At 30.7% G+C, this 20,110-nt stretch carries 17 protein-coding genes; all 17 read right to left on the reverse strand.

The annotated features are described in order from the left end of the window. Nucleotides 1-295 precede the first annotated feature (295 nt). The 17 genes from ACJDTP_RS06765 to ACJDTP_RS06845 all read right to left on the reverse strand — a co-directional run bounded on the left by ACJDTP_RS06765 (nt 296) and on the right by ACJDTP_RS06845 (nt 20,062). Entirely contained in the window at nt 296-1,567 is a 1,272-nt protein-coding gene (locus tag ACJDTP_RS06765) for an ABC transporter permease (protein ID WP_039772669.1), read from the reverse strand. Continuing rightward, on the reverse strand, nt 1,558-2,295 hold the full coding sequence (locus ACJDTP_RS06770; protein ID WP_011967589.1) for an ABC transporter ATP-binding protein: 738 nt from the start codon (nt 2,293-2,295) through the stop codon (nt 1,558-1,560). The genes ACJDTP_RS06765 and ACJDTP_RS06770 overlap by 10 nt, the downstream gene beginning before the upstream one ends. 5 nt (nt 2,296-2,300) lie before the next feature. Then, on the reverse strand, nt 2,301-3,737 hold the full coding sequence (locus ACJDTP_RS06775; protein WP_406760826.1) for an HlyD family secretion protein: 1,437 nt from the start codon (nt 3,735-3,737) through the stop codon (nt 2,301-2,303). A gap of 427 nt (nt 3,738-4,164) precedes the next feature. Then, the gene (locus tag ACJDTP_RS06780) at nt 4,165-5,370 is read right to left on the reverse strand and encodes a CapA family protein (RefSeq protein WP_406760827.1); all 1,206 of its coding nucleotides are present in this window, start codon (nt 5,368-5,370) and stop codon (nt 4,165-4,167) included. Nucleotides 5,371-5,439: 69 nt separating this feature from the next. Then, nucleotides 5,440-6,837, reverse strand: coding sequence for a methyl-accepting chemotaxis protein (locus tag ACJDTP_RS06785; RefSeq protein ID WP_406760828.1), 1,398 nt, complete (start codon nt 6,835-6,837; stop codon nt 5,440-5,442). Between the two features lie 304 nt (nt 6,838-7,141). Then, a complete protein-coding gene (locus tag ACJDTP_RS06790; RefSeq protein WP_171786879.1) occupies nt 7,142-8,143 on the reverse strand; it encodes a LacI family DNA-binding transcriptional regulator in 1,002 nt (333 codons plus the stop codon). A 385-nt stretch (nt 8,144-8,528) separates the two neighbouring features. Further along, nucleotides 8,529-10,019 (reverse strand): 4-alpha-glucanotransferase, encoded by a 1,491-nt coding sequence (malQ, locus tag ACJDTP_RS06795; RefSeq protein WP_406760829.1) that lies wholly within the window; start codon nt 10,017-10,019, stop codon nt 8,529-8,531. A gap of 303 nt (nt 10,020-10,322) precedes the next feature. Further along, entirely contained in the window at nt 10,323-11,222 is a 900-nt protein-coding gene (locus tag ACJDTP_RS06800) for a carbohydrate ABC transporter permease (RefSeq protein ID WP_406760830.1), read from the reverse strand. Continuing rightward, nucleotides 11,222-12,088, reverse strand: coding sequence for a carbohydrate ABC transporter permease (locus ACJDTP_RS06805; RefSeq protein ID WP_017209786.1), 867 nt, complete (start codon nt 12,086-12,088; stop codon nt 11,222-11,224). Before ACJDTP_RS06805 ends, ACJDTP_RS06800 begins: the two co-directional genes overlap by 1 nt. A 108-nt stretch (nt 12,089-12,196) precedes the next feature. Next, nucleotides 12,197-13,510 carry an ABC transporter substrate-binding protein gene (locus ACJDTP_RS06810; RefSeq protein WP_406760831.1) on the reverse strand — a complete coding sequence of 438 codons (1,314 nt, stop codon included), beginning with the start codon at nt 13,508-13,510 and terminating at the stop codon, nt 12,197-12,199. Nucleotides 13,511-13,879: 369 nt separating this feature from the next. Beyond that, nucleotides 13,880-14,143: a GIY-YIG nuclease family protein gene (locus ACJDTP_RS06815; RefSeq protein WP_406760832.1), complete on the reverse strand. Its 264-nt coding sequence runs from the start codon at nt 14,141-14,143 to the stop codon at nt 13,880-13,882. Between the two features lie 210 nt (nt 14,144-14,353). Beyond that, nucleotides 14,354-15,883 (reverse strand): phosphohexomutase domain-containing protein, encoded by a 1,530-nt coding sequence (locus ACJDTP_RS06820; protein ID WP_406760833.1) that lies wholly within the window; start codon nt 15,881-15,883, stop codon nt 14,354-14,356. Nucleotides 15,884-15,990: 107 nt separating this feature from the next. Further along, nucleotides 15,991-16,431 (reverse strand): ribose 5-phosphate isomerase B, encoded by a 441-nt coding sequence (gene rpiB, locus ACJDTP_RS06825; protein WP_406760834.1) that lies wholly within the window; start codon nt 16,429-16,431, stop codon nt 15,991-15,993. Between the two features lie 122 nt (nt 16,432-16,553). Next, nucleotides 16,554-17,225, reverse strand: a complete 672-nt coding sequence (rpe, locus tag ACJDTP_RS06830; RefSeq protein ID WP_017209662.1) for a ribulose-phosphate 3-epimerase — start codon at nt 17,223-17,225, stop codon at nt 16,554-16,556. Between the two features lie 43 nt (nt 17,226-17,268). Then, nucleotides 17,269-18,189 (reverse strand): transketolase family protein, encoded by a 921-nt coding sequence (locus tag ACJDTP_RS06835; protein ID WP_406760835.1) that lies wholly within the window; start codon nt 18,187-18,189, stop codon nt 17,269-17,271. Continuing rightward, nucleotides 18,189-19,007: a transketolase gene (locus ACJDTP_RS06840; RefSeq protein WP_406760836.1), complete on the reverse strand. Its 819-nt coding sequence runs from the start codon at nt 19,005-19,007 to the stop codon at nt 18,189-18,191. Before ACJDTP_RS06840 ends, ACJDTP_RS06835 begins: the two co-directional genes overlap by 1 nt. Nucleotides 19,008-19,030: 23 nt before the next feature. After that, nucleotides 19,031-20,062 (reverse strand): zinc-binding dehydrogenase, encoded by a 1,032-nt coding sequence (locus tag ACJDTP_RS06845; protein WP_011967575.1) that lies wholly within the window; start codon nt 20,060-20,062, stop codon nt 19,031-19,033. Between the last annotated feature and the right edge of the window lie 48 nt (nt 20,063-20,110).

Here is a 20,110-nt window from a genome sequence, read left to right on the forward strand (position 1 = left end):
TTAGTAAAAATATCGACTTTCTATGTAATTAAATTATGAAAGTTTCATTCCTACCTTAAGACTTCTTCTAAATAAAAAAACAGATAGATATTTTAATTCTTAATAAAATATCTATCTTCACAAATTTAACCTTCATAACACTAATCATATTTTGCATATACATTTTAAATAATACAATTCATTCTTTATAAAATATATAATTTTTACTATTCACTAGTTTAAGGTGAACTTCGATGAATTAAACTTCTTTAGGATATATGTGTTTTATTTTTTATCTACTACTTTTTCATACTGCTTACTCATATCTTAAGGCTTCAATCGGATCAAGGCTAGCCGCTTTTTTAGCTGGATAATATCCAAAGAACACACCAATCGCCATTGAAAAAGTAAAGCTTATTAAAATTGTTGGAATAGATATCGATATTGGTGATTTTAATACTATACATGCAATTATTCCCATACCAATTCCAAGTATTATACCAATTGTTCCACCAATGGTGCATATTATAACTGATTCAATTATAAATTGCATCTTTATGTGACTACTTTTAGCACCGAGAGCCTTTCTTGTTCCTATCTCTCTTGTTCTCTCTGTAACAGATACGAGCATTATATTCATTACTCCTATTCCTCCTACAAGTAATGCTATAGCTGCAATTACAGATATCCCCATAGATATCATACCAAGCACTGATGTTATTTCTGCAGCATCAGCTTCATTATTCTGAACCATTAATGTCCAATTCTTATTATTCTTGTACATCTTATTCCCGTACTTTTGCATATCGCTAACTAATTTCCCTTTGTCTATCCCCATTTTAGGGACTACAGTAAAATACTCAAAGTTTTTATTTTTTTGTAGTGCTTTTTCAGTTGTTATAGGGATATATAAAGAAGTTCTTCTGTCCTTTTCTGATGTGGAACCTTCACCCATTCCAAATAATGATGAATTTTCATATTGATATACACCAGCTATAACATATGTCTGGATATCATCATTTGCATAGACTTTAATTTCTTTACCTAACGGATCAGTTTTTCCTTTAAATATATTATTAACAAGCTTATCAGAAACTATAGCGACTTTAGAATTTGCTTTAACATCCCTATCAGTGATAAATCTTCCACTAATTAGTTTTAAGTTTTTAACCTGTTTGTATCCTTCATTTACTCCTGTGGTGCTGACATTTGCATAAGAATATCCATCTTTTACTTTTCCTTGTCCTAATTGTTCCTGTACACTTATACTATTAATTTTATCTTTAAATACTTCATTAAATGAATTTATCTGTTCCATTGTTATAAGATCACTATCTTCTGGCTGTTTACTAGTCCCATTCCCACTAGCAGTTCCGTCTTCTTTTTTTATCGCTATACCAATGTCTATATTATTTGCACCCATTTTATCCATTTGAGATGATACTGTAGATGTAATTGCACTTCCAATAGAAACAATCCCTATAACAGATGATATTCCTATTATAATTCCTAGCATAGTTAATAATGAACGCATTTTGCTTGATTTTATACCTGCTATCGCAAGTGCTATATTCTCTTTTATAAACATAACTTTTCACCATTTTGAAACCTTCTAGTATATTTGTCGTTATGTTCTTCTGATACTATTTTCCCATCCTTCAATGTTATGATTCTCTCTGTTTCTCCTGCAAGTTCATAATTATGAGTTATAAAGACAATTGTCTTCTTCTCCATTTCATGTACCTTATGAAATAAATCCATAACTAGCCTACCAGTTGATGAATCAAGTGCTCCTGTTGGTTCATCAGCAAGTATTATGCTTGGATCATTTGCAAGTGCACGTGCAATTGCCACTCTCTGTTTCTGTCCACCTGATAATTCATTTGGAAGATGCTTCATTCTATCTTTCATTCCAACAAGTTCTAGAAGCTTTTCTGCCCGTTCTTTTCTCTCCTGCTTTCCCATTCCATAATAAAGCATTGGTAACTCAACATTTTTCAAAGCTGAACTCCTCGGTATTAAGTTATAAGTTTGAAACACAAATCCTATCTTCTTATTTCTAACTTCTGATAATCCATTATCTGTTTTTTCACCAACATTTGTTCCACTTAAAATATATGTTCCAGATGTTGGTCTATCAAGTGCTCCTATAATATTCATTAAAGTGCTTTTTCCTGACCCTGACGCACCAACTATTGATACAAATTCGCCCTCTTTTATTGTTATATCTATATTCTTGAGAATATCTAATTGATTGGGAGTTCCAATATAAAAGCTTTTTACGATGTTTCTCATTTCTATTATATTATCATTCAAAAAACTCACCTTCCACTTATTCGAATTTTTTCTCCAACTTTATGAGTTGAAGGGTCATCAATTATGATAATTCCATCTGATATTCCTTCACCTGAAATTTCTACACTGAAATCAGATTCAAGTCCTGTATCTACTGGTAACTCTTTAATTATATATTCATTTGGTTTTTCACTGCTTTTTTCTGCAACATATATACTCTTCGTATCTCCACTTTCAACTATGCTATTAGATGCAACTGTATAAATATCAGACTTTTCATTTGTAATAATATTTATCCTTGCACTCATTCCTACCTTCATATTCTCATTTGTATCATCCACTTTAATTTTTGCCTCAAAACCTGCATCTGAGCTTGCTCCTTGAGACTGACTTTGTGAATTTTCAGATTGTGCTTGAGGTACAGATCCCCCTCCCTTTTTAGCAGCTGGACTAACACTTTCCACTTCTCCTGCAAAGGTTTCATCCCCTGTTGCATCTGTTTTTATTTCTGCTCTCTGTCCTACTTTAACATTAGCTATGTCGACTTCCGTAATTGGCACAGTTATTTCTATATTATCTAAATTTTCAATCTGAAATAAAACTCCATTTCCTGAATTTCCAACAACAGCATTTACATTTGTAACTATCCCACCACTTGTAGCCTTAATAGTGCAATCATCTAGCTGCTGTTTTTGCTTCTCAATCGCAATTCTCTGGCTTTTATTATTATAGTTTGTTTGTGCTGTTTCATAGTCACTTTTAGCCTTATTAAGAGCTTGGTCAACTTTAACCTTAGCATTTTCAAGAGCTGTTTTTGCCTTCTCATAATCTGATTTAGCAGTGTCATAATCTATCTTTATCTTATTTAAGTCGCTCTCAGAAATTGCTTGAGCGTTAAATAAGGCTTTATTCTTATCATATATTTTCGCTTTATCATCAAGAGTAATTTGTGCTAAACTTAGTGTTTCTTCTGCATTTTTAATATCTGCATTTGAATTGTTATTATATAAATTCAATTCATCATTATATTCCTTTTGAGCTGAATCAAGCTGTGTCTTAGCATTAGCTTCAGTTGCATCTGCTGTAGCTATAGCCTGTTCAATATCTTTTTCTAATCCATTTGAATCTAGTACCGCTAGAACATCTCCTGCTTCAACCTTATCTCCCTCTTTTACTTTTACCTCTTGGACTGGATTGTTCAAGGTACTGTATATGTTAGTTGATTCTTTACTTTTTATTTCTCCCAAAACATTAACACTATTTACAATCTTCCCCTTAGAAAGAACTGTACTCTTTACTTGCGGAGCTGACTTAGGCATAATAAACTTTCCTATTATGATAGCTCCAATTATTATAAATATTGTACATATTAATACTACTTTTTTGCTTGGCTTCTTTTTTAGTTTCATCCCCTTAAGACTTATGCCCTTAGGTTTTAACTTTTTCACATCTAATTTCGGCATTTTTAAAACTTCCCCCTATTCTTAACAGCCTTTTTATCCATGTAATAGTAATTAACTAACATTATTATATATGTTACTCTTTAAGTCCCACTAAAACTTACACTGTTGTTATAAACGTCCACTATATAGAATTTATGTAACTTTATTAACCTAATATTCATCAGTATATCATTAATACTTTAATATAACCCTTAACAAAACATTAATTTTTCCTTAAACAAAAGCTAATACAAATCCATTACTGTCATATCACTTATATAATAACCTAAGTTTAATTGTTCTTATATTGATAAACCTTACATTTACCTTTCAATTCTGTAACAATAATATAGCTAAAGATACATTATGAATAATTCCACTTAACATAAAGGCTGCTTTGAAATACTTATTCCAAAGCAGCCTTTTATATTTGTTAACAATAAAAACTCTATTTAATTTTAAAAAACTCATCTTTAATATTCCCATTTAGCGTAGGCGATAATTCATTTAATTTCCTTAATATACTAGTCTTACTCTCACCACCTGCTAAAGTTGGAATATAATCATTTTTATCATTTCTTGAAGAAATCATTGCTGGAATTACTTTATATTCAAGACCAGATAATTTATCATCTTCAATATTAACTTTAATTTGAAGTATAAAAGTTCTTTTATCTGATGGATTAGAATTTCCTCCAAAACAAAAGTTTCCCATGGAATATGCTATAAATCTCCCCTTATAATTTTCCATACTTTCAATTACATGTGGATGAGAACCAATAACCGCATTAGCTCCATTATCTATAGAAAATCTAGCTAAACTTTTTTGAACATCATCTGGTTCATATTTTCTCTCTACTCCCCAATGAAAGTATGGAATAACAACTTCTGCTCCCTGCTTTCTTAACTCACTAATATCGCTTATTATTTTAGATTTTAAATTATTAGAATATTCCCAACCTGTATACCCTAAAAATCCAAATTTTATTCCTTGAATATCCTTTAAGATTTTATATCCTTCACCACATATATCAATATTCTTTTCTTTTAAAGTATTAATCGTATCATTTATCCCTTGCTTTCCATAATCATAAATATGATTATTTGCTATCGTAACACCTTCTATTGATCCGTTAGTAAGAATATTAACGTATTCCTTAGGTCCTTTAAAATTATAAAATACTTCTCCATCTTTATGTGCTTTATCTTTGGAATCTGTAAATGTAGTTTCTAAATTCACTAATGTATAGTCATCTTTACTAAATATGCTCGATACATTTTGCATGAAATAAGAGTAATTCTTTCCACTACCTATAAACGCTGCTGTTAGACTACCATCATAAGGAAATTTAGTATCAGTCCCTAAAGTGAAGTCCCCTGCGAAAGAAATAACAATCGTTTTCTTTATTGGTTCTTTGAGTTGATTAGTTTTATACTTGTCATCATCAATTGACTTATCAGTTTCTCCATTTACTTTATCGTTGGCTGTATTTTTTTTATCGCTTAATCCTTCTCTATACTTTAAATAAATTAATGAACTAGTTAAGACTAATATAGTTACCAATATAAAAGTTATATATTTTAAATAATTATTTTTCTTCTTATCTCTTATGTATGTTTCTCCATGGCTGATCCTAGAGTTTTTATCATTCATATATAGACCCCTAACTTTTTAGTTTTGAGTTATCTTTATATAAATACTAACATATTATACATTTTGACTCTATATTTTATATATATTAATCACAGATTTAAGTTCTTCTGCTATTTTCATTTGTTCCCTTATGGCATTAACAATAACTTGCACTTGGTTAGTTACTCCATTCACATTCTTTTGTATATCCTGTGACTTGTTAGCTGCTTCCATTGAATTTACACTAACTACATTAATTCCCCTTGTTATCTCCATTATGATCTTTTGAATTGTTACACTTGTATTTTTGACTTCTTCTGCCATCTTAGTAATCAATTCAGAATCACTTTCATAACTTGTCGCAGTCTGAATCAGTAAATCATAATCACTATAAACATCATTCTCTAAAAAAGTCAGTAAGTCCTTGCTATAATTACTCAGATTATTGAATGCTTCTTGGACTTCATTAATAACATCTTTTATTTCGTTAACAGTTTCTTTGCTTTGCTCTGCAAGTTTCATTATCTCGTCAGCAACCACAGCAAAGCCTTTCCCTTGATTTCCAGCTCTTGCGGCCTCTATAGATGCATTAAGTGCTAATAGGTTTGTTTGCTCTGATACGCTCGCTATTACATCTGCCATTATCTTTATATCTCTAACTACCTTTCCTTGATCAATCGCATTTGTAATAGTATAAATCTTTTCTTCGCAGATTTCCCTTGCTTTCTGAGCCGCTCTTTCTCCTTTTTCTTTAACTTTAACAGCCTTGCATCTTATTACTTCTGCTGACTTACTATCTTTTATGGCTATTTGATTTAATCCTGAAACCACTGTTTTTATATCAAATGTTGATTTATTAACAATTTGAGAAATCTCACTTAATTGTTCAACTTCACTCGATATTGATTTAGTAGATGAATTAACTTCCACTATTCTTTGATTTATATTACTTACTATTTTATCTAGTTTTTCACTTGATTCTGTTAATAACCTTGAATATGAATGTATATCTCCAACCATATCTCTGTTTACATTAATAGCCCCATTTAAGCTTTCTATAACATCTCCAATTTCTCTATCATAAGTCCCTTCAATCTTAGCAGTTAAATCTCCTTCTTTTAACGAATGTGAAAGTTTACTTAAATCCTTTAGGGGCTTAAGTATTCCTCTCATTATTCCTATGGATAGAATTATAGTTACTACAACGCCAATGATAGATATTATACCTGCTATATTCGTAAATTTATTTATTGAGTTTTGCATTTCTACAATCGATGCCCTCATATTTTGTTTAGTTACAGTTTGTACCGCTGCATTGTTTATTATATTTTGTGTTACTCCTAGTTCATTTATAACATTTTTCATTTGATATAAGCATATAGTTGCAATAGAAAACATAAAACTTAAAACTATAACATAACTCAATAATACCTTACTCTTAAGACTATACCTATTACTTCTCTTTAATAATATATCTTTTTCCCCCATCATAATCTCTCCTTTAATAAAGTGATTTTAACCTAAACCAATATCTTGTAAAGTACCACTTATATCAAATTAAACGTTAACAAAGTATCGGTTCTTGTTTATTTCTCCTCACCTATAATAATATTAATAGTAATTATGTAAATAAGAATAAAAGAATTCCTCTAAATCCAAACAATATTTGTTCGTAAAAGAATTCTTTTATTTAAAATATATTCCTAATATTTAATAAAACCTAATAAGTGTTGATAAAGTTTTAACTCTCATCAATTACCTGCAATTATATAAATTTAAATTTCATATTTTGTTACTTAAATGATTCTCTTTTTACTAGCTTAGTATCTATAATATAGTGATTTATCGATGTATAATCATTTTCTAAAAAATCTATTAAAATTTTTGTAGCATGATACCCTAATTCTTCAGAATTAATATCAACTGATGATAATGGTGGTATTTGGAGCTCCGCTAATGGACTATTATTAAATCCTACCACATCTATATTTTTAATTTTTCTCTCATTAAGTACCTTAAGTATCCCAAATGCTAATACATCATCTTCTGCTATAATTGCTGTAGGAGTAATGTTTTCTAGCAATTTAATTGTTCCGTTTATTCCTTCTTGTTCATTAAAATCATCCATAATTACGAAATTTTTATCCTGTATTGAAATGCCATTAATTTCGCATGCAACTTTGAATCCTTTAAATCTATCTTTTGTAACATTCCAGTCTTTCTTTGCCCCTAGAAAAGAAATGCATTTATGTCCCTTTTTTACAAGCTCATTTACTAAATTGTAAGTCGCCTGAAAATTGTCATTGTCAACCCACAGTAAATTTTCTGATTCTTCTGGCCTTCCTATTACTACGAATGGAAATTGTGTTTCTTTAAGATATTTAATACTTCTATCATCAGTTCTTGCACGTAATAAGCATATTCCATCAACTAAGTTACTTGTTATGAAATTATTTATATATTCTAATTCAGCTTTTTCATCCTCGCTAAATGCATATGTAATATAATACCTTTTATTTTGAGCATATTTGCTCATTCCCTTCATAGCTTGAATAAAAAACGTGTTAGTTATCAAATCTTGAGCTTCATTAGGTAAAACCACACCTAATATTCTACTTTTCCTATTTGCAAGACTCCTAGCTATTGCATTTGGCTTGTATTTCAATCTTTTTATCGCATCTCTAACTCTTTCCTTAGTCTCTTCACTTATCTGCGAACTATCTGATATAACTCTCGATACAGTTGATGGAGATACATTCGCTTCTCTTGCTACTTCCTTTATTGTAACTTTCATAACTTACTCCTATTCTCAATAATAAATCACTCATAAAGTTTATTAACATAAAAACATCTAAGTCATATTCTAATATACTATCTTTTTAGGAATAATCACTTAATGACAGTAAAAACTTATCTATGTCATGCTTTATAACTATTTTCCTCTAATAATTTTAATATTAACATACTTAAAATGATGTTACAATTACCATATATATGGTTTTATTAAACAACAATCAAATAATCTCTCCTTCTATTACTATGAAGTATAAACTGAGGCATACCTCTAATTAGCAACTAGATATGTAGCTAATCTCCACCATAATTAATGAGTATATATTATTGCAGAGATTATCTTTCATATAAATTATCACTATCCTTTACTTTTACTATAGTACCTGCTAATTATTAGACCTTCCATAAGTTCTAGTAATCTGATGAATTTTTTCTGCCAACTGATCTGTCAATACGCCTTTTTTTACTCTCCAGCGCCAATTCTTCCCCAATGTTGAAGGTAAATTAATTCTAGCTTCATTGCCTAGATTCAAGAAATCTTGCATTTGTGCTATAGAAATATTAGCGATGCTGCTCCAAGCTCCCCTAATAAATCCCCAGTTATACCCCTCTTCTTTATTTAGACCTAAATACGTTATTGCTCTTTGAACTTCTTCTTTAGGTGCTGTTTTTTCAATCCATCCTCTTACAGTATCATTATCATGTGTACCAGTATAAACTATAAAGTTCTTTTCATAATTATGAGGTAAAAAAGGATTTGAGCTATCTGAATCAAACCCAAATGTTAATATTTTCATTCCTGGGAAGCCCGTATCATTTCTAAGCTTTATTGTTTCTTCAGTGAGTGTACCTAGATCTTCTGCAATTATATTAACATCGCCAAGCTCATCTTTAATTGCATTGAAAACTTTTATTCCAGGACCTTTAACCCATTCACCATTTTCTGCTGTTAGATCTCCATAAGGAATTGACCAATATGATTCAAATCCTTTAAAATGATCTATTCTAAGTACATCATATAAGTTCAAACTTTGTCTTATGCGATCAACCCACCATTTATAGTTCGTTTTCTCCATATAGCACCAATCATAGATTGGATTTCCCCATAATTGTCCTGTAGCGGCAAATATATCTGGAGGACATCCAGCAATTTTTAATGGTTTCAGTGTTTTTTTATTAAGTAAGAATGCTTCGGGATTTCCCCATACATCAGCACTGTCCTCTGCTACATATATAGGCATGTCTCCTATTATTTCAATTCCCAAATTATTAACATAGGCTTTTAGATTTCTCCATTGTTTATGGAACTCATATTGCAAAAACTTCCAAAGCCCTATTTCATCTTCTAATAAGCTTCTATACCTATCTATTGCTTCTGTTTCTCTTAACCTAATGTCCTCATCCCATTCGTGCCAGCTCTTTAAATCAAAATGTTTTTTTACTGACATATACAATGCATAATCATCAAGCCAATAGGATTCAGCCTCTTGAAATTTAATTAAATCTTCATCTTGATTTAATTTAAATTTTTCATATGCTATTCTTAATACTCTTAATTTTTCTTTAAAAATCAAACCATAATCTATATCCTCTGAATTTTCTCCAAAGTTCACTGAATAATAATCACTTGCATCTAAAAGTCCATCCTGTCTTAAAATATCAAAATCTATAAAATATGGATTCCCAGCAAATGCCGAGAAAGATTGATATGGTGAATCTCCAAAACTTGTAGGCCCAACCGGTAATATCTGCCAATACTTCTGACCAGCCTTTTTTAGAAAATCTCCAAACTTATATGCTTCTTTACCAAATGTCCCTATTCCATACTTTCCTGGCAGAGAAGCAATGTGCATTATTATACCACTACTTCTATTCATATCTTCCTCCTAATTTCCACCTTTTGTTTAAAATTTATTTTTATAACCATTCTCTATTCTTCTCACGCCTTAGGCAACCGCTTGCATGAAAAATCATATTAAATTAAACTAATAAAATATAGTAGCTAAAGAGTAAAAGGTCATCTCAAAAGCATTTTAATTTTTTAGGTTTCCTAACTAAAATTTAAATTATATTGCCTTACTTTCAGTAAATACTTTAACTAGCAAAAGTTGAACTTTGATTAAAAAACCTTACCTAAGATACTCTATACCTTTAAGTTATTCTCAACTCTTTATTAATAACTATTTTATAGATCCTTGAACAATACCTGCAATAATATGCTTTTGAACAAAGAAATAGAATATGATTATTGGAATTATTGCTAAAATTAACGCTGCCATTGCTAATTCCCATTGCTTTGAGAATGCTCCGAAGAAATTGTTCATGGCTAATGGTATAGTATTTATTTTTCCATTTATAGTTAAAAACGGAAGTAAGAAGTCATTCCATATCCATATACTATTTAAAACTGCGACTGTAACAGTAATTGGCTTCAATAATGGTAATATAATTTTCACATATGTTTGCCATTTGCTGCATCCATCTATGGTTGCGGCTTCTTCAACTTCTTTTGGAACTCCTTTAATAAAGCCATGATATAAAAATATGCTCATACTAACGCCAAACCCTATGTACATGAATATGAGTCCATAGTGTGTTCCTAGCATTTGAAATGGCCCGAATTGAATTTTTGCCATCCATTTTACAAGTGGTATCATTACTGCTTGAAATGGAACGATCATCCCTGAAGTAAATATATAAAATATTATCTTACTCTTTCTTGACTGATCCCTTACTAACATCCATGAAGCCATTGATGAAAAAAGAATTATTAGTACCACACTTCCTATAGTTATTATCATAGAATTTGCAAATGAACTTATTACACTCATTTTTTTCATAGCATCTAAATAATTCTGAAAATTCCATGTGTCAGGAAGACCAGTTGTGTTTGAAAAGATCTCTCTTCGTGTCTTAAATGAATTTATAAGCATCAAGTAAAATGGTGTCATATATGCTATCAATAGTAACCATGAAAATACTTCTAATAGTTTTAATCTACCAGTATAACTATCTAGTGTCTTCAGCTTTTTATTTGCTTTAACTTTTTCTATATTATTAACAACTTTACTTGGCTCCATTATACCTCTACCTCCTTTTTCTTATTAAAGTAAACTTGAGTTAAAGAAATAGTAGTTACTAGTACAAAGAATATAATAGCTTTTGCTTGTCCTATTCCCATATTGTTCACAATAAAAGCTTCATTGTAAATATTTAATGCTAACATTTCAGTAGTTTTCATTGGTGTAAGTGAAAAATTTAAATCAAATAACTTAAATGAATTTGCTAAAGTTAAGAATAAGCAAATTGTGACTGCTTGTCTAACCATAGGTATTGTTATATTTTTAAATGTATGCCACCCATTAGCTCCATCAATATGCGCTGCCTCTATTAAGTCAGTTGGAACATTTTCAAGGGCTGCCACATAAATAACCATTATATATCCAGCATATTGCCATGTCGAAACTATCAACATTGCTAGCATTGCCGTAGTTGGAGCTTGTAAAAGTGATGTTGAAAGTGTTGCACTTCCCAATGCTTTACCAACTCCTGTAAATACTGAATTAAACATAAATTGCCATATAAAACCTAAAATTAATCCTCCTATTAAGTTTGGCATAAAGAATCCGGTTCTTAAGAAACTACTAGTTTTTAATTTTCTAGTTACTATATATGCTAGTCCAAACCCTATTATATTTATAGTGATTACACTCGCAATTGTATATAATACTGTTATCTTAAGAGAATATATAAATTGTACATCTTTAAAGATTCCTGTATAATTTTTTATTCCAACAAAATCATAATGAGGATTAGCACCATTCCAATTTGTAAATGTATAATATATACCTATTATAAACGGAATTATTACAACCATTGTCATAGCAAATAATGCTGGTCCGACAAAAATCCAAAAATCTTTAATATCTCGTGATTTCTTGCTCATACACTTTCTCCTTTCCTAATAATATTTAGCGCTATCTTATAATTTAAAATATTTATACAAAATTCATGAGGAGGTATTAATCCCCTCATGAATAAATCTTATCTAATATTATTTAGCTTTTGTAGCATCCTGAATTCCTTGTAACATATCTTTCTTTGCTTGTGGCCCCATATCAGTATTAATAAATTTAGAGAATAAAGGCGCTAAGCTATTCTTGTTAAATCCATCTGGTAGATTAGTGAATGCCCAAGGAAGAGTCTTTCCTTCTTTGTTATATTCCGAAATTGATTTATTTAATTCATTATCACTTTCAACTGTAAAGTTTGTAAATGCTGGAATCATATTCATATCCTTAACTAATGCCTCTTGACCTGTTTGACTTGTAACCATCCAATCTAAGAATTCTTTAGCTTCTTTATTAATTTTAGAATCTTTATTTACTACCCAATACATTGGAACACCCACTGGAATAGACCCACTCATTTTTGGATCATTATTAATTGCAAGTGGTGCAAATCCCATATGGAACTTCTTATTTGGATCTTCTAGCTTTTGTAAATCTCCAGAAACCCAGTTACCTTGATGTAAAAATGCAGTTTTTCCAAGTGCAAAGTTACCAACTTGAGTACTATAATCTATAGTATCTAGACTTTTTCCTCCACCGTATTTACAAAGTAATTCAACTAAGTTCATCCAATCATTAAATTGTTTATTATTAACTATGTCCGCTTTACCTGCAAGATAATCCTTTGTAAATTGAGCTGGATTATCTTGAGTTGCTAACGGTATATTAAATGTATGATTACCAGTAACCCAAAATTCTTTTGTTGTATAAGACACAACATTATCAAGACCTAATTCTGCCTTTTTATTATCTAGTGTTTCAAACGCTGCTTTTAATTTGTCAAAAGAATCTAGAGACTTGGGATCGATACCAGCCTTGTCCAAAATATCTTTATTGTATAATAATCCATAACCTTCTGTTGCTGCTGGCATTCCATACACTTTTCCATCAATAGTCACCGTATCTAATGTACCTTTAACAGCATTCTTAACCCAACCTTGATCGCTTAAATCATCAATTTTATGTTTCCAAGTTTCATAATCTCCAGCACCTTGAATCATAAATATGTCTGGTTCAGTACCCTTTTGAAATTCTGCCTTTAACGATGCGCCATAATCAGCTCCACCGCCCACTGAAGTAACTTCGACTTTTACACCTTTTTCCTTTTCATATTTCTTAGCAAGTTCTTGAAGTGCATCATTAATTTCAACCTTTAATTGATATACTTTAATTGTTTTTCCACTTCCAGCATCGCTTGAACTTTGTGAACTTGCTCCTGATGAGCTTCCACATCCAACCATAGTACCTGCCAATAATGTAGAAGCTAAAATTGTTGATAATATTTGTTTTGTTTTCATTTAAATACCCCTCCATTAAAATTTTGTTTAACATTCTAAATGATTTTCAAGAATACCAAACATATATTTATATAACACATACCCAAAAATTTATTTAAGCATGTATGTTAATCACTTTCTTTCGCAAACGATTGCGAAAGTTCTAAAAAAATGTAGTCTTTTTAGCATTTCAAGCTATCCAGATCCTGTTTGTTAACCTTTTCTTAAGTAAATCTACTTCTTAATGATATAAGTATATCAACTAAAGAAAACTTTTACAACCTATATTTTCCTTTGTTTTCGATTAAATTTGATGGCTTTTCTATGTTTTATTACCATTTACTCAATTATAGGCCGCTTTATAAAAACGGTTGCATAGATTCTTCTCATTTATTCATACCTATTTTCGGCTTTATACGTACTTATTAATATTAACTTATCTTTTCTTGTTAACTTTTTTATTTCATATTCTCTTTTCATTGCATCTTTTCTATTTTCAAACACTTCATGATATACTAATTTAACTGGCCCTCTTCCCCTTGTATACTTTGCTCCACCTCCATCCGAATGCATTTGGATTCTTTTTCTTAAGTTATTTGTCCATCCTGTATAAAGTGTTCTATCTGAACATTCTACAATATACACATAATTCATTTCGCTCTCCAATTCCAAAAAACTTATATTAATCTATATATATTTTATAATGCAAATAATCATAAGACAATTTATATTTTCATTGTCCTATGATTATTAACAATTTAATAGTTTCACACAATATAGTATTATTTAAAATCGGTTTATACTTAAAACATATGTTAAATTTCTTTTATCTCATTTATCTTAGATTTATAATCTTCTATTTTTTTAACTGTCTCCAAAAAATACATTGCTAAAGTTATCTAAGTTCAAATCTTCATATTTTCTTAAAAATGGCATTAATCTTTCTAATATTTTATTAATGGAGTTTTCAGAATCTGATTCTATATTTAATGGCAGCACAGGCTCATGCAGCGATAATCTTAACAATAACCAGCCATCTCCATTTTCTTTATCGCAATTTATCTTTATTCCTTCATAATTTTTAGGTTCAATAGTCCATCCATTCACATGATCTACATATTTCTTCAAGCCTTCTATTATCATTTCTCCATATGATTTAAAATCTTCCCTCTTTATGTTTATTCTCATATCCATACTTTCCTTAGGATATTTTAAATTTTCTATAAGGCTTGATATTTCTTTTCCTTCATCTTTTAACTTAGCCATCTTAATTAGTATTTTGGCTATTAAATATGCCCCATCATCTAAAAAGTAATTTTCTTTTAAAGCTGCGTGTCCTGATGTTTCTATTGCTAAGCAGCTTAACTTTCCTTCTTTATTTAACCTTTTAGATTCATTTATTACATTCTTATATCCTCTTTTAAATCTATGATGGATACCACCTAAACTAGTTATAAAATCTGAAAGTCCAGTAGAGGTTACTGAATCTGTAACGATAATTGAATTTGGATTTTCCTCTAGCACTATTGAAGATATCAATGCTATAAGTGCATTTTTATTTATTTCTTTTCCATCACTACTAACTATAGCCGCTCTGTCTACATCTGTATCAAAAATTATTCCTAAATCAGCTTTATTATTAAGTACTGCTTCTTTTATAGAATTCATAGCTTCTTCATTTTCTGGATTAGGAATATGGTTAGGAAAATTTCCATCCGGTTCTGTAAATTGACTTCCCTCAACACTCGCACCTAATTTCTCTAGAACTTTATATGCAAAAAAACCACCTGCTCCGTTTCCTGCATCTACAATTATTTTGGTTCCCTCTAAAGGTCTCTCATAATTTGTTTTTGAATTTACATTCTTTCGTATCTTATCAACTAATATATTTGAATAAACATCTATGAAATAGATTGTTTCAACTAGCCCTTTAGTAGTACATTTCTTTTCTACTAAGTTAGAACATTCAATTATGTTTTCAATATCTTCTTTTTCGCATCCACCTTCTTTAGTAAAAAACTTCAATCCATTATAGTAATACGGAAGATGACTTGCTGTTATCATTACAGCTCCATCGCATGAATAATTCTCTAATATAGTTGTCATAAACATTGCAGGAGTCGTACATATTCCACAATCATAAACATTGCAACCAGAATCAACTAAAGCTTCTATTAATGATTTTTTCAATTCTGGTCCAGATAACCTTGAATCCATGCCAACTGCTATTTTTATATTTTTATTACTGAGTCCTTTAGTTTTTTTAAGCCACTCTACAAAACCAAATCCCACATTATTCACTAAATTAGGTGTAAGATTTTTAGCTCCTTCATATTCTATAGCTATTCCCCTTATGTCAGTTCCACTTTGCAGTTTTTTAAGTTCTTGTAGCATAATAATAACTCCCCTCTAAAACAAAAATTCATGATAAGACACCTACTGCAATAAATTTAATATATTTAATAAACACTAATAAATACTTTTTCACTATTGAATGTTACTTACTTATTTTCAATTTCTTCCACTAAAGCAAGCCTTTCTGAATGACGTCCACCTTGAAATTTTGAATTTATCCAAATGTCTACAATTGTAAGTGCTAATCCTTCTCCTGTTACTCTTTCACCTAAACATAAAACATTTGTATTATTATGCTCTCTTGTCATTTTAGCTGAGAAGCAATCTCCAACGACAGCGGCTCTTATTCCTTTATGTTTATTAGCTGCAATTGACATTCCAATTCCTGTCCCACAACATAATATTCCCAAATCGCATTCTTTAGATATCACTGCTTTAGAAACCTTAATTGCATATTCAGGATAATTTACACTTTCACTGCTATTAGTTCCAAAATCCTCAACCTCTATATTTTTAGATATAAGATGCTTTTTTATAGCTCCTTTTAAATTAATGCCACCATGATCGCAACCTAATGCAATTTTCATTCGCTTCATCTTCTTTCTATATTTATTAATTGAAACTTATGCTGACTAGTAGTATAATTGATGTTAAATTAACAGGAGAATACTCGCAATATTCTCCTGATATTTTAATTATTCTTAATGAGTTATGGGGTATTGTTGATGCCTATTATTTTTTGATTAAATGAATCAATATTGTCTGATAAGTTTTCTCTAAATAATGATGAACCTATAACAATATCTCTAGCTCCTGACTTAATCACATCTTCTATATTATCTAAATTTATTCCTCCATCTACCTGAATAGTAAATCCATAATTGTTCTCGCTTTTAATATCATTAAGTTTCCTTATCTTCTCCAAACTAAACGGAATGAACGTTTGTCCCCCAAATCCTGGTTCTACAGACATTACTAAAACTCTATCTAGAAGAGAATAAACGTGTTCTAAACAACTTATTGGTGTTGCTGGATTTAAAGCTACTCCCGCTTTTATCCCAAAACTTTTTAGATAATGTATACTTTTATACAAGTGAGTTGCAACTTCTGAATGTATAGTAATACTATTCGCGCCTGCTTCCACTAAAGCTTCAACAAATTCATCTGGATTTGTGACCATTAAATGAACATCAAACTCAGCATCGGTTAACTTTCTTAAAGAAGCCACTTGATCTAATCCTATGGATATATTAGGAACATAATGCCCATCCATAATGTCAATATGGATGACTTGAATATTTTTTTCGTTGAATACTTTAAAATCATCTGAATAATTACATACATTTGCTGATAATAGTGATGGTGAAATTATTGTTTCCATCTACAATCCCCCATTCTTACTTCATTTATTACTTTATTTTGACTTATAATAATGACTTAACTGTTTCAACTATATGTGCTGCTGTTAAATTATATTTTTCTAATAAAACTTCAGCATTTCCTGATCTTCCAAATTCGTCATTTATTCCAATTCTTTTAATCTTTACTGGATGTTCTTCAATCAATAACTCTGCGACTGTTGAACCCAATCCACCTATTATGCTATGTTCTTCTACAGTTACAATCTTTCCTATTCTTTTTGCAATATCAACAATTAATTCATTATCAAAAGGTTTTATAGTTGATATATTTACAACTGTTGCGTTTATTCCTTGCTCACTCAACTTTTTAGCTGCTTCTAATGCCTTTGCTACCATCAATCCTGTTGCAACTACAGCTATATCTTCACCGTTTAATAAGACTTCTCCTTTTCCAATTTTGAACTCATAGTCTTCACTGTGTATATCTGGAGTTGCTGATCTTCCTAATCTTATATATACTGGTCCATAGTATTCCTTCGCAGCAAATATTGCTTTTTCTGCCTCAATAGCATCTGCTGGATTCAATACAACCATATTAGGTATACTTCTCATTAAAGAAATATCTTCAATAGCTTGATGACTTCCTCCATCTTCACCAACTGTTATTCCTGCATGAGTTGCTACTATCTTAACATTTAAATTTGGATATGCCACTGAGTTTCTTATTTGCTCAAATGCCCTTCCTGCTGCAAACATAGCAAATGTACTTGCAAATGATATTTTTCCACATGTAGCAAGGCCTGCTGCAGTTCCAATCATATCCCCTTCAGCTATTCCCATATCGAAATATCTTTCTGGTGCATGTTTTTTAAATTCTATACTTTTAGTTGCCTTTCCTAAATCAGCTTCTAATACTACAACATTTCTGTCTTCTGATAATTTCTTTAGAGCCTTTCCATAAGCTTCTCTTGTTGCCATTCCCATTATCTTATGCCTCCTTCTAATTCAGCTAACGCTTTCATAGTTTGTTCTTCATTTGGCGCTGATCCGTGCCATGCAACGTTATTTTCCATAAATGAAACGCCTTTTCCCTTTACCGTATTACAAACTATCATTGTTGGCTTACCTGTTGTAGCTGCGGCTTCATCTATTGCCTTAACTATTTCTTCAAAACAATGCCCATTTATAGTTAAAACATTCCACCCAAATGATTTGAACTTTTCGTCAACAAGACCTATACTCATTACTTCATCATTAGAACCATCTATCTGCAATCCATTAAGATCAAGAAAAGCAGTTAAATTATCAAGCTTATAGTGAGCTGAACTCATTGCCGCTTCCCATATTTGTCCTTCTTGTACTTCCCCATCTCCAAGTATTGCATAAACTCTGTAAGAACTTTTATCTAACTTTCCTGCTAAAGCCATTCCATTTGCTGCTGAAAGCCCTTGTCCTAGTGAACCTGTAGACATATCAACACCTATTATTTTTTTCATGTCTGGATGTCCTTGTAATTTAGATTCGTACTTTCTTAATCCTAAAAGTTCTTCCTTAGAAAAATATCCTCTTTCTGCTAAAGTAGCATATAGCGCTGGTGCTGAATGTCCCTTTGATAATACAAATCTATCTCTATTTGGATTCTTAGGATTTTGAGGATCTATATTCATCTTTTCAAAATATAATACAGTAAGAATATCTGTAATTGATAAGGAACCGCCTGGATGCCCCGATTTTGCTGCTGATACACTTTTAATAATGCTTATTCTTATATTGTTCGCTATCTTTTTTAAATTTTCGTTCACAAATAACACTTCCTTCTAAGTAATTAAGATCTTATTACTACTTTTAATTCTGTACCTTCCATAGCTGCCTCTATTCCAGATCTCCAATCCTTAAGATCTACAATTTTTGTTATTAATGCTTCTGGGTCAACTTTTTTTGCTTCCATTAACTCTAGTGATTTTATCCAAGAACTTGGTTTTTGTGATCTAGATCCAACGTATTTAATCTCTCTTTGAATAATAGCTTCTTGGTCTAATGGATTTTTAATATTTGCAAATAATCCTACTTGAACAAATTCACCTTTTTTCTTTATAAGTCTTAATCCCTGATTTACAGCTGGAACTGCTCCAGAGCAATCAAACGCTCTATTAACACCATATCCATTAGTCTTTTCCATTACTATTTTTTCTAAATCTTCTTGTAATGAATCAACAATCACATCAACACCTAATTTTTTACCAAACTCTAATCTTTCTTTGTCCTTTGTAACTCCACTTAAAATTACTTTAGCACCTTGTGACTTAACTACTTGAGCTAGAAGTAATCCTATTGGTCCTGGTCCTAATATTAAAACTACATCATCTTTATCTATAGTCGTTTTCTCTAAAGCAGCATGTACACAACATGCAAGTGGTTCAGTTAATGAGGCTGCCAAAAAACTAACATTATCAGGTAATACATGTACACTTTCTTCTCGTGATAGCACATATTCTGCAAAACTACCATTTACTTGAGTTCCAATACCCTTTCTTGAAGGACATAAATTATAATCTTTACTCTTACAGTAATCACATGTTCCACAAGTTTCAAATGTAGTCTCACTTGTTACTCTATCTCCTATTTTAATTTCCTTAACTTCTTCCCCTACTTCAACTACTGTTCCCGAAAACTCATGTCCCAAAACTACAGGTGTCTTTATATTTCCATATTCACCTTTAAATGAATGTAAATCTGATCCACATATTCCACTATACTCTACTTTTATTTTCACAAAGTTTTTAGTAGCTTTTGGCTCCTGCATATCTAATAGTTCCATTTGATCATATCCTGGATTTGTTTTTGTTAATGCTTTCATTATTGCTAACCTCCTGCTTTAAATAAATCTACAATTATTTATTCTATT

Origin of the sequence: Candidatus Clostridium helianthi (genome assembly GCF_045310795.1) — a bacterium.
Lineage (GTDB): Bacteria > Bacillota > Clostridia > Clostridiales > Clostridiaceae > Clostridium > Clostridium helianthi.

What these genes read in the sequence shown, in the direction of transcription:
- ACJDTP_RS06765 (WP_039772669.1), bottom strand. Translation starts at nt 1,567, where the DNA reads ATGTTTATAAAAGAGAATATAGCACTTGCGATAGCAGGTATAAAATCA.
- ACJDTP_RS06775 (WP_406760826.1), bottom strand. Translation starts at nt 3,737, where the DNA reads ATGCCGAAATTAGATGTGAAAAAGTTAAAACCTAAGGGCATAAGTCTT.
- ACJDTP_RS06780 (WP_406760827.1), bottom strand. Translation starts at nt 5,370, where the DNA reads ATGAATGATAAAAACTCTAGGATCAGCCATGGAGAAACATACATAAGA.
- ACJDTP_RS06785 (WP_406760828.1), bottom strand. Translation starts at nt 6,837, where the DNA reads ATGGGGGAAAAAGATATATTATTAAAGAGAAGTAATAGGTATAGTCTT.
- ACJDTP_RS06790 (WP_171786879.1), bottom strand. Translation starts at nt 8,143, where the DNA reads ATGAAAGTTACAATAAAGGAAGTAGCAAGAGAAGCGAATGTATCTCCA.
- malQ (WP_406760829.1), bottom strand. Translation starts at nt 10,019, where the DNA reads ATGAATAGAAGTAGTGGTATAATAATGCACATTGCTTCTCTGCCAGGA.
- ACJDTP_RS06800 (WP_406760830.1), bottom strand. Translation starts at nt 11,222, where the DNA reads ATGGAGCCAAGTAAAGTTGTTAATAATATAGAAAAAGTTAAAGCAAAT.
- ACJDTP_RS06805 (WP_017209786.1), bottom strand. Translation starts at nt 12,088, where the DNA reads ATGAGCAAGAAATCACGAGATATTAAAGATTTTTGGATTTTTGTCGGA.
- ACJDTP_RS06810 (WP_406760831.1), bottom strand. Translation starts at nt 13,510, where the DNA reads ATGAAAACAAAACAAATATTATCAACAATTTTAGCTTCTACATTATTG.
- ACJDTP_RS06815 (WP_406760832.1), bottom strand. Translation starts at nt 14,143, where the DNA reads ATGAATTATGTGTATATTGTAGAATGTTCAGATAGAACACTTTATACA.
- ACJDTP_RS06820 (WP_406760833.1), bottom strand. Translation starts at nt 15,883, where the DNA reads ATGCTACAAGAACTTAAAAAACTGCAAAGTGGAACTGACATAAGGGGA.
- rpiB (WP_406760834.1), bottom strand. Translation starts at nt 16,431, where the DNA reads ATGAAAATTGCATTAGGTTGCGATCATGGTGGCATTAATTTAAAAGGA.
- rpe (WP_017209662.1), bottom strand. Translation starts at nt 17,225, where the DNA reads ATGGAAACAATAATTTCACCATCACTATTATCAGCAAATGTATGTAAT.
- ACJDTP_RS06835 (WP_406760835.1), bottom strand. Translation starts at nt 18,189, where the DNA reads ATGGGAATGGCAACAAGAGAAGCTTATGGAAAGGCTCTAAAGAAATTA.
- ACJDTP_RS06845 (WP_011967575.1), bottom strand. Translation starts at nt 20,062, where the DNA reads ATGAAAGCATTAACAAAAACAAATCCAGGATATGATCAAATGGAACTA.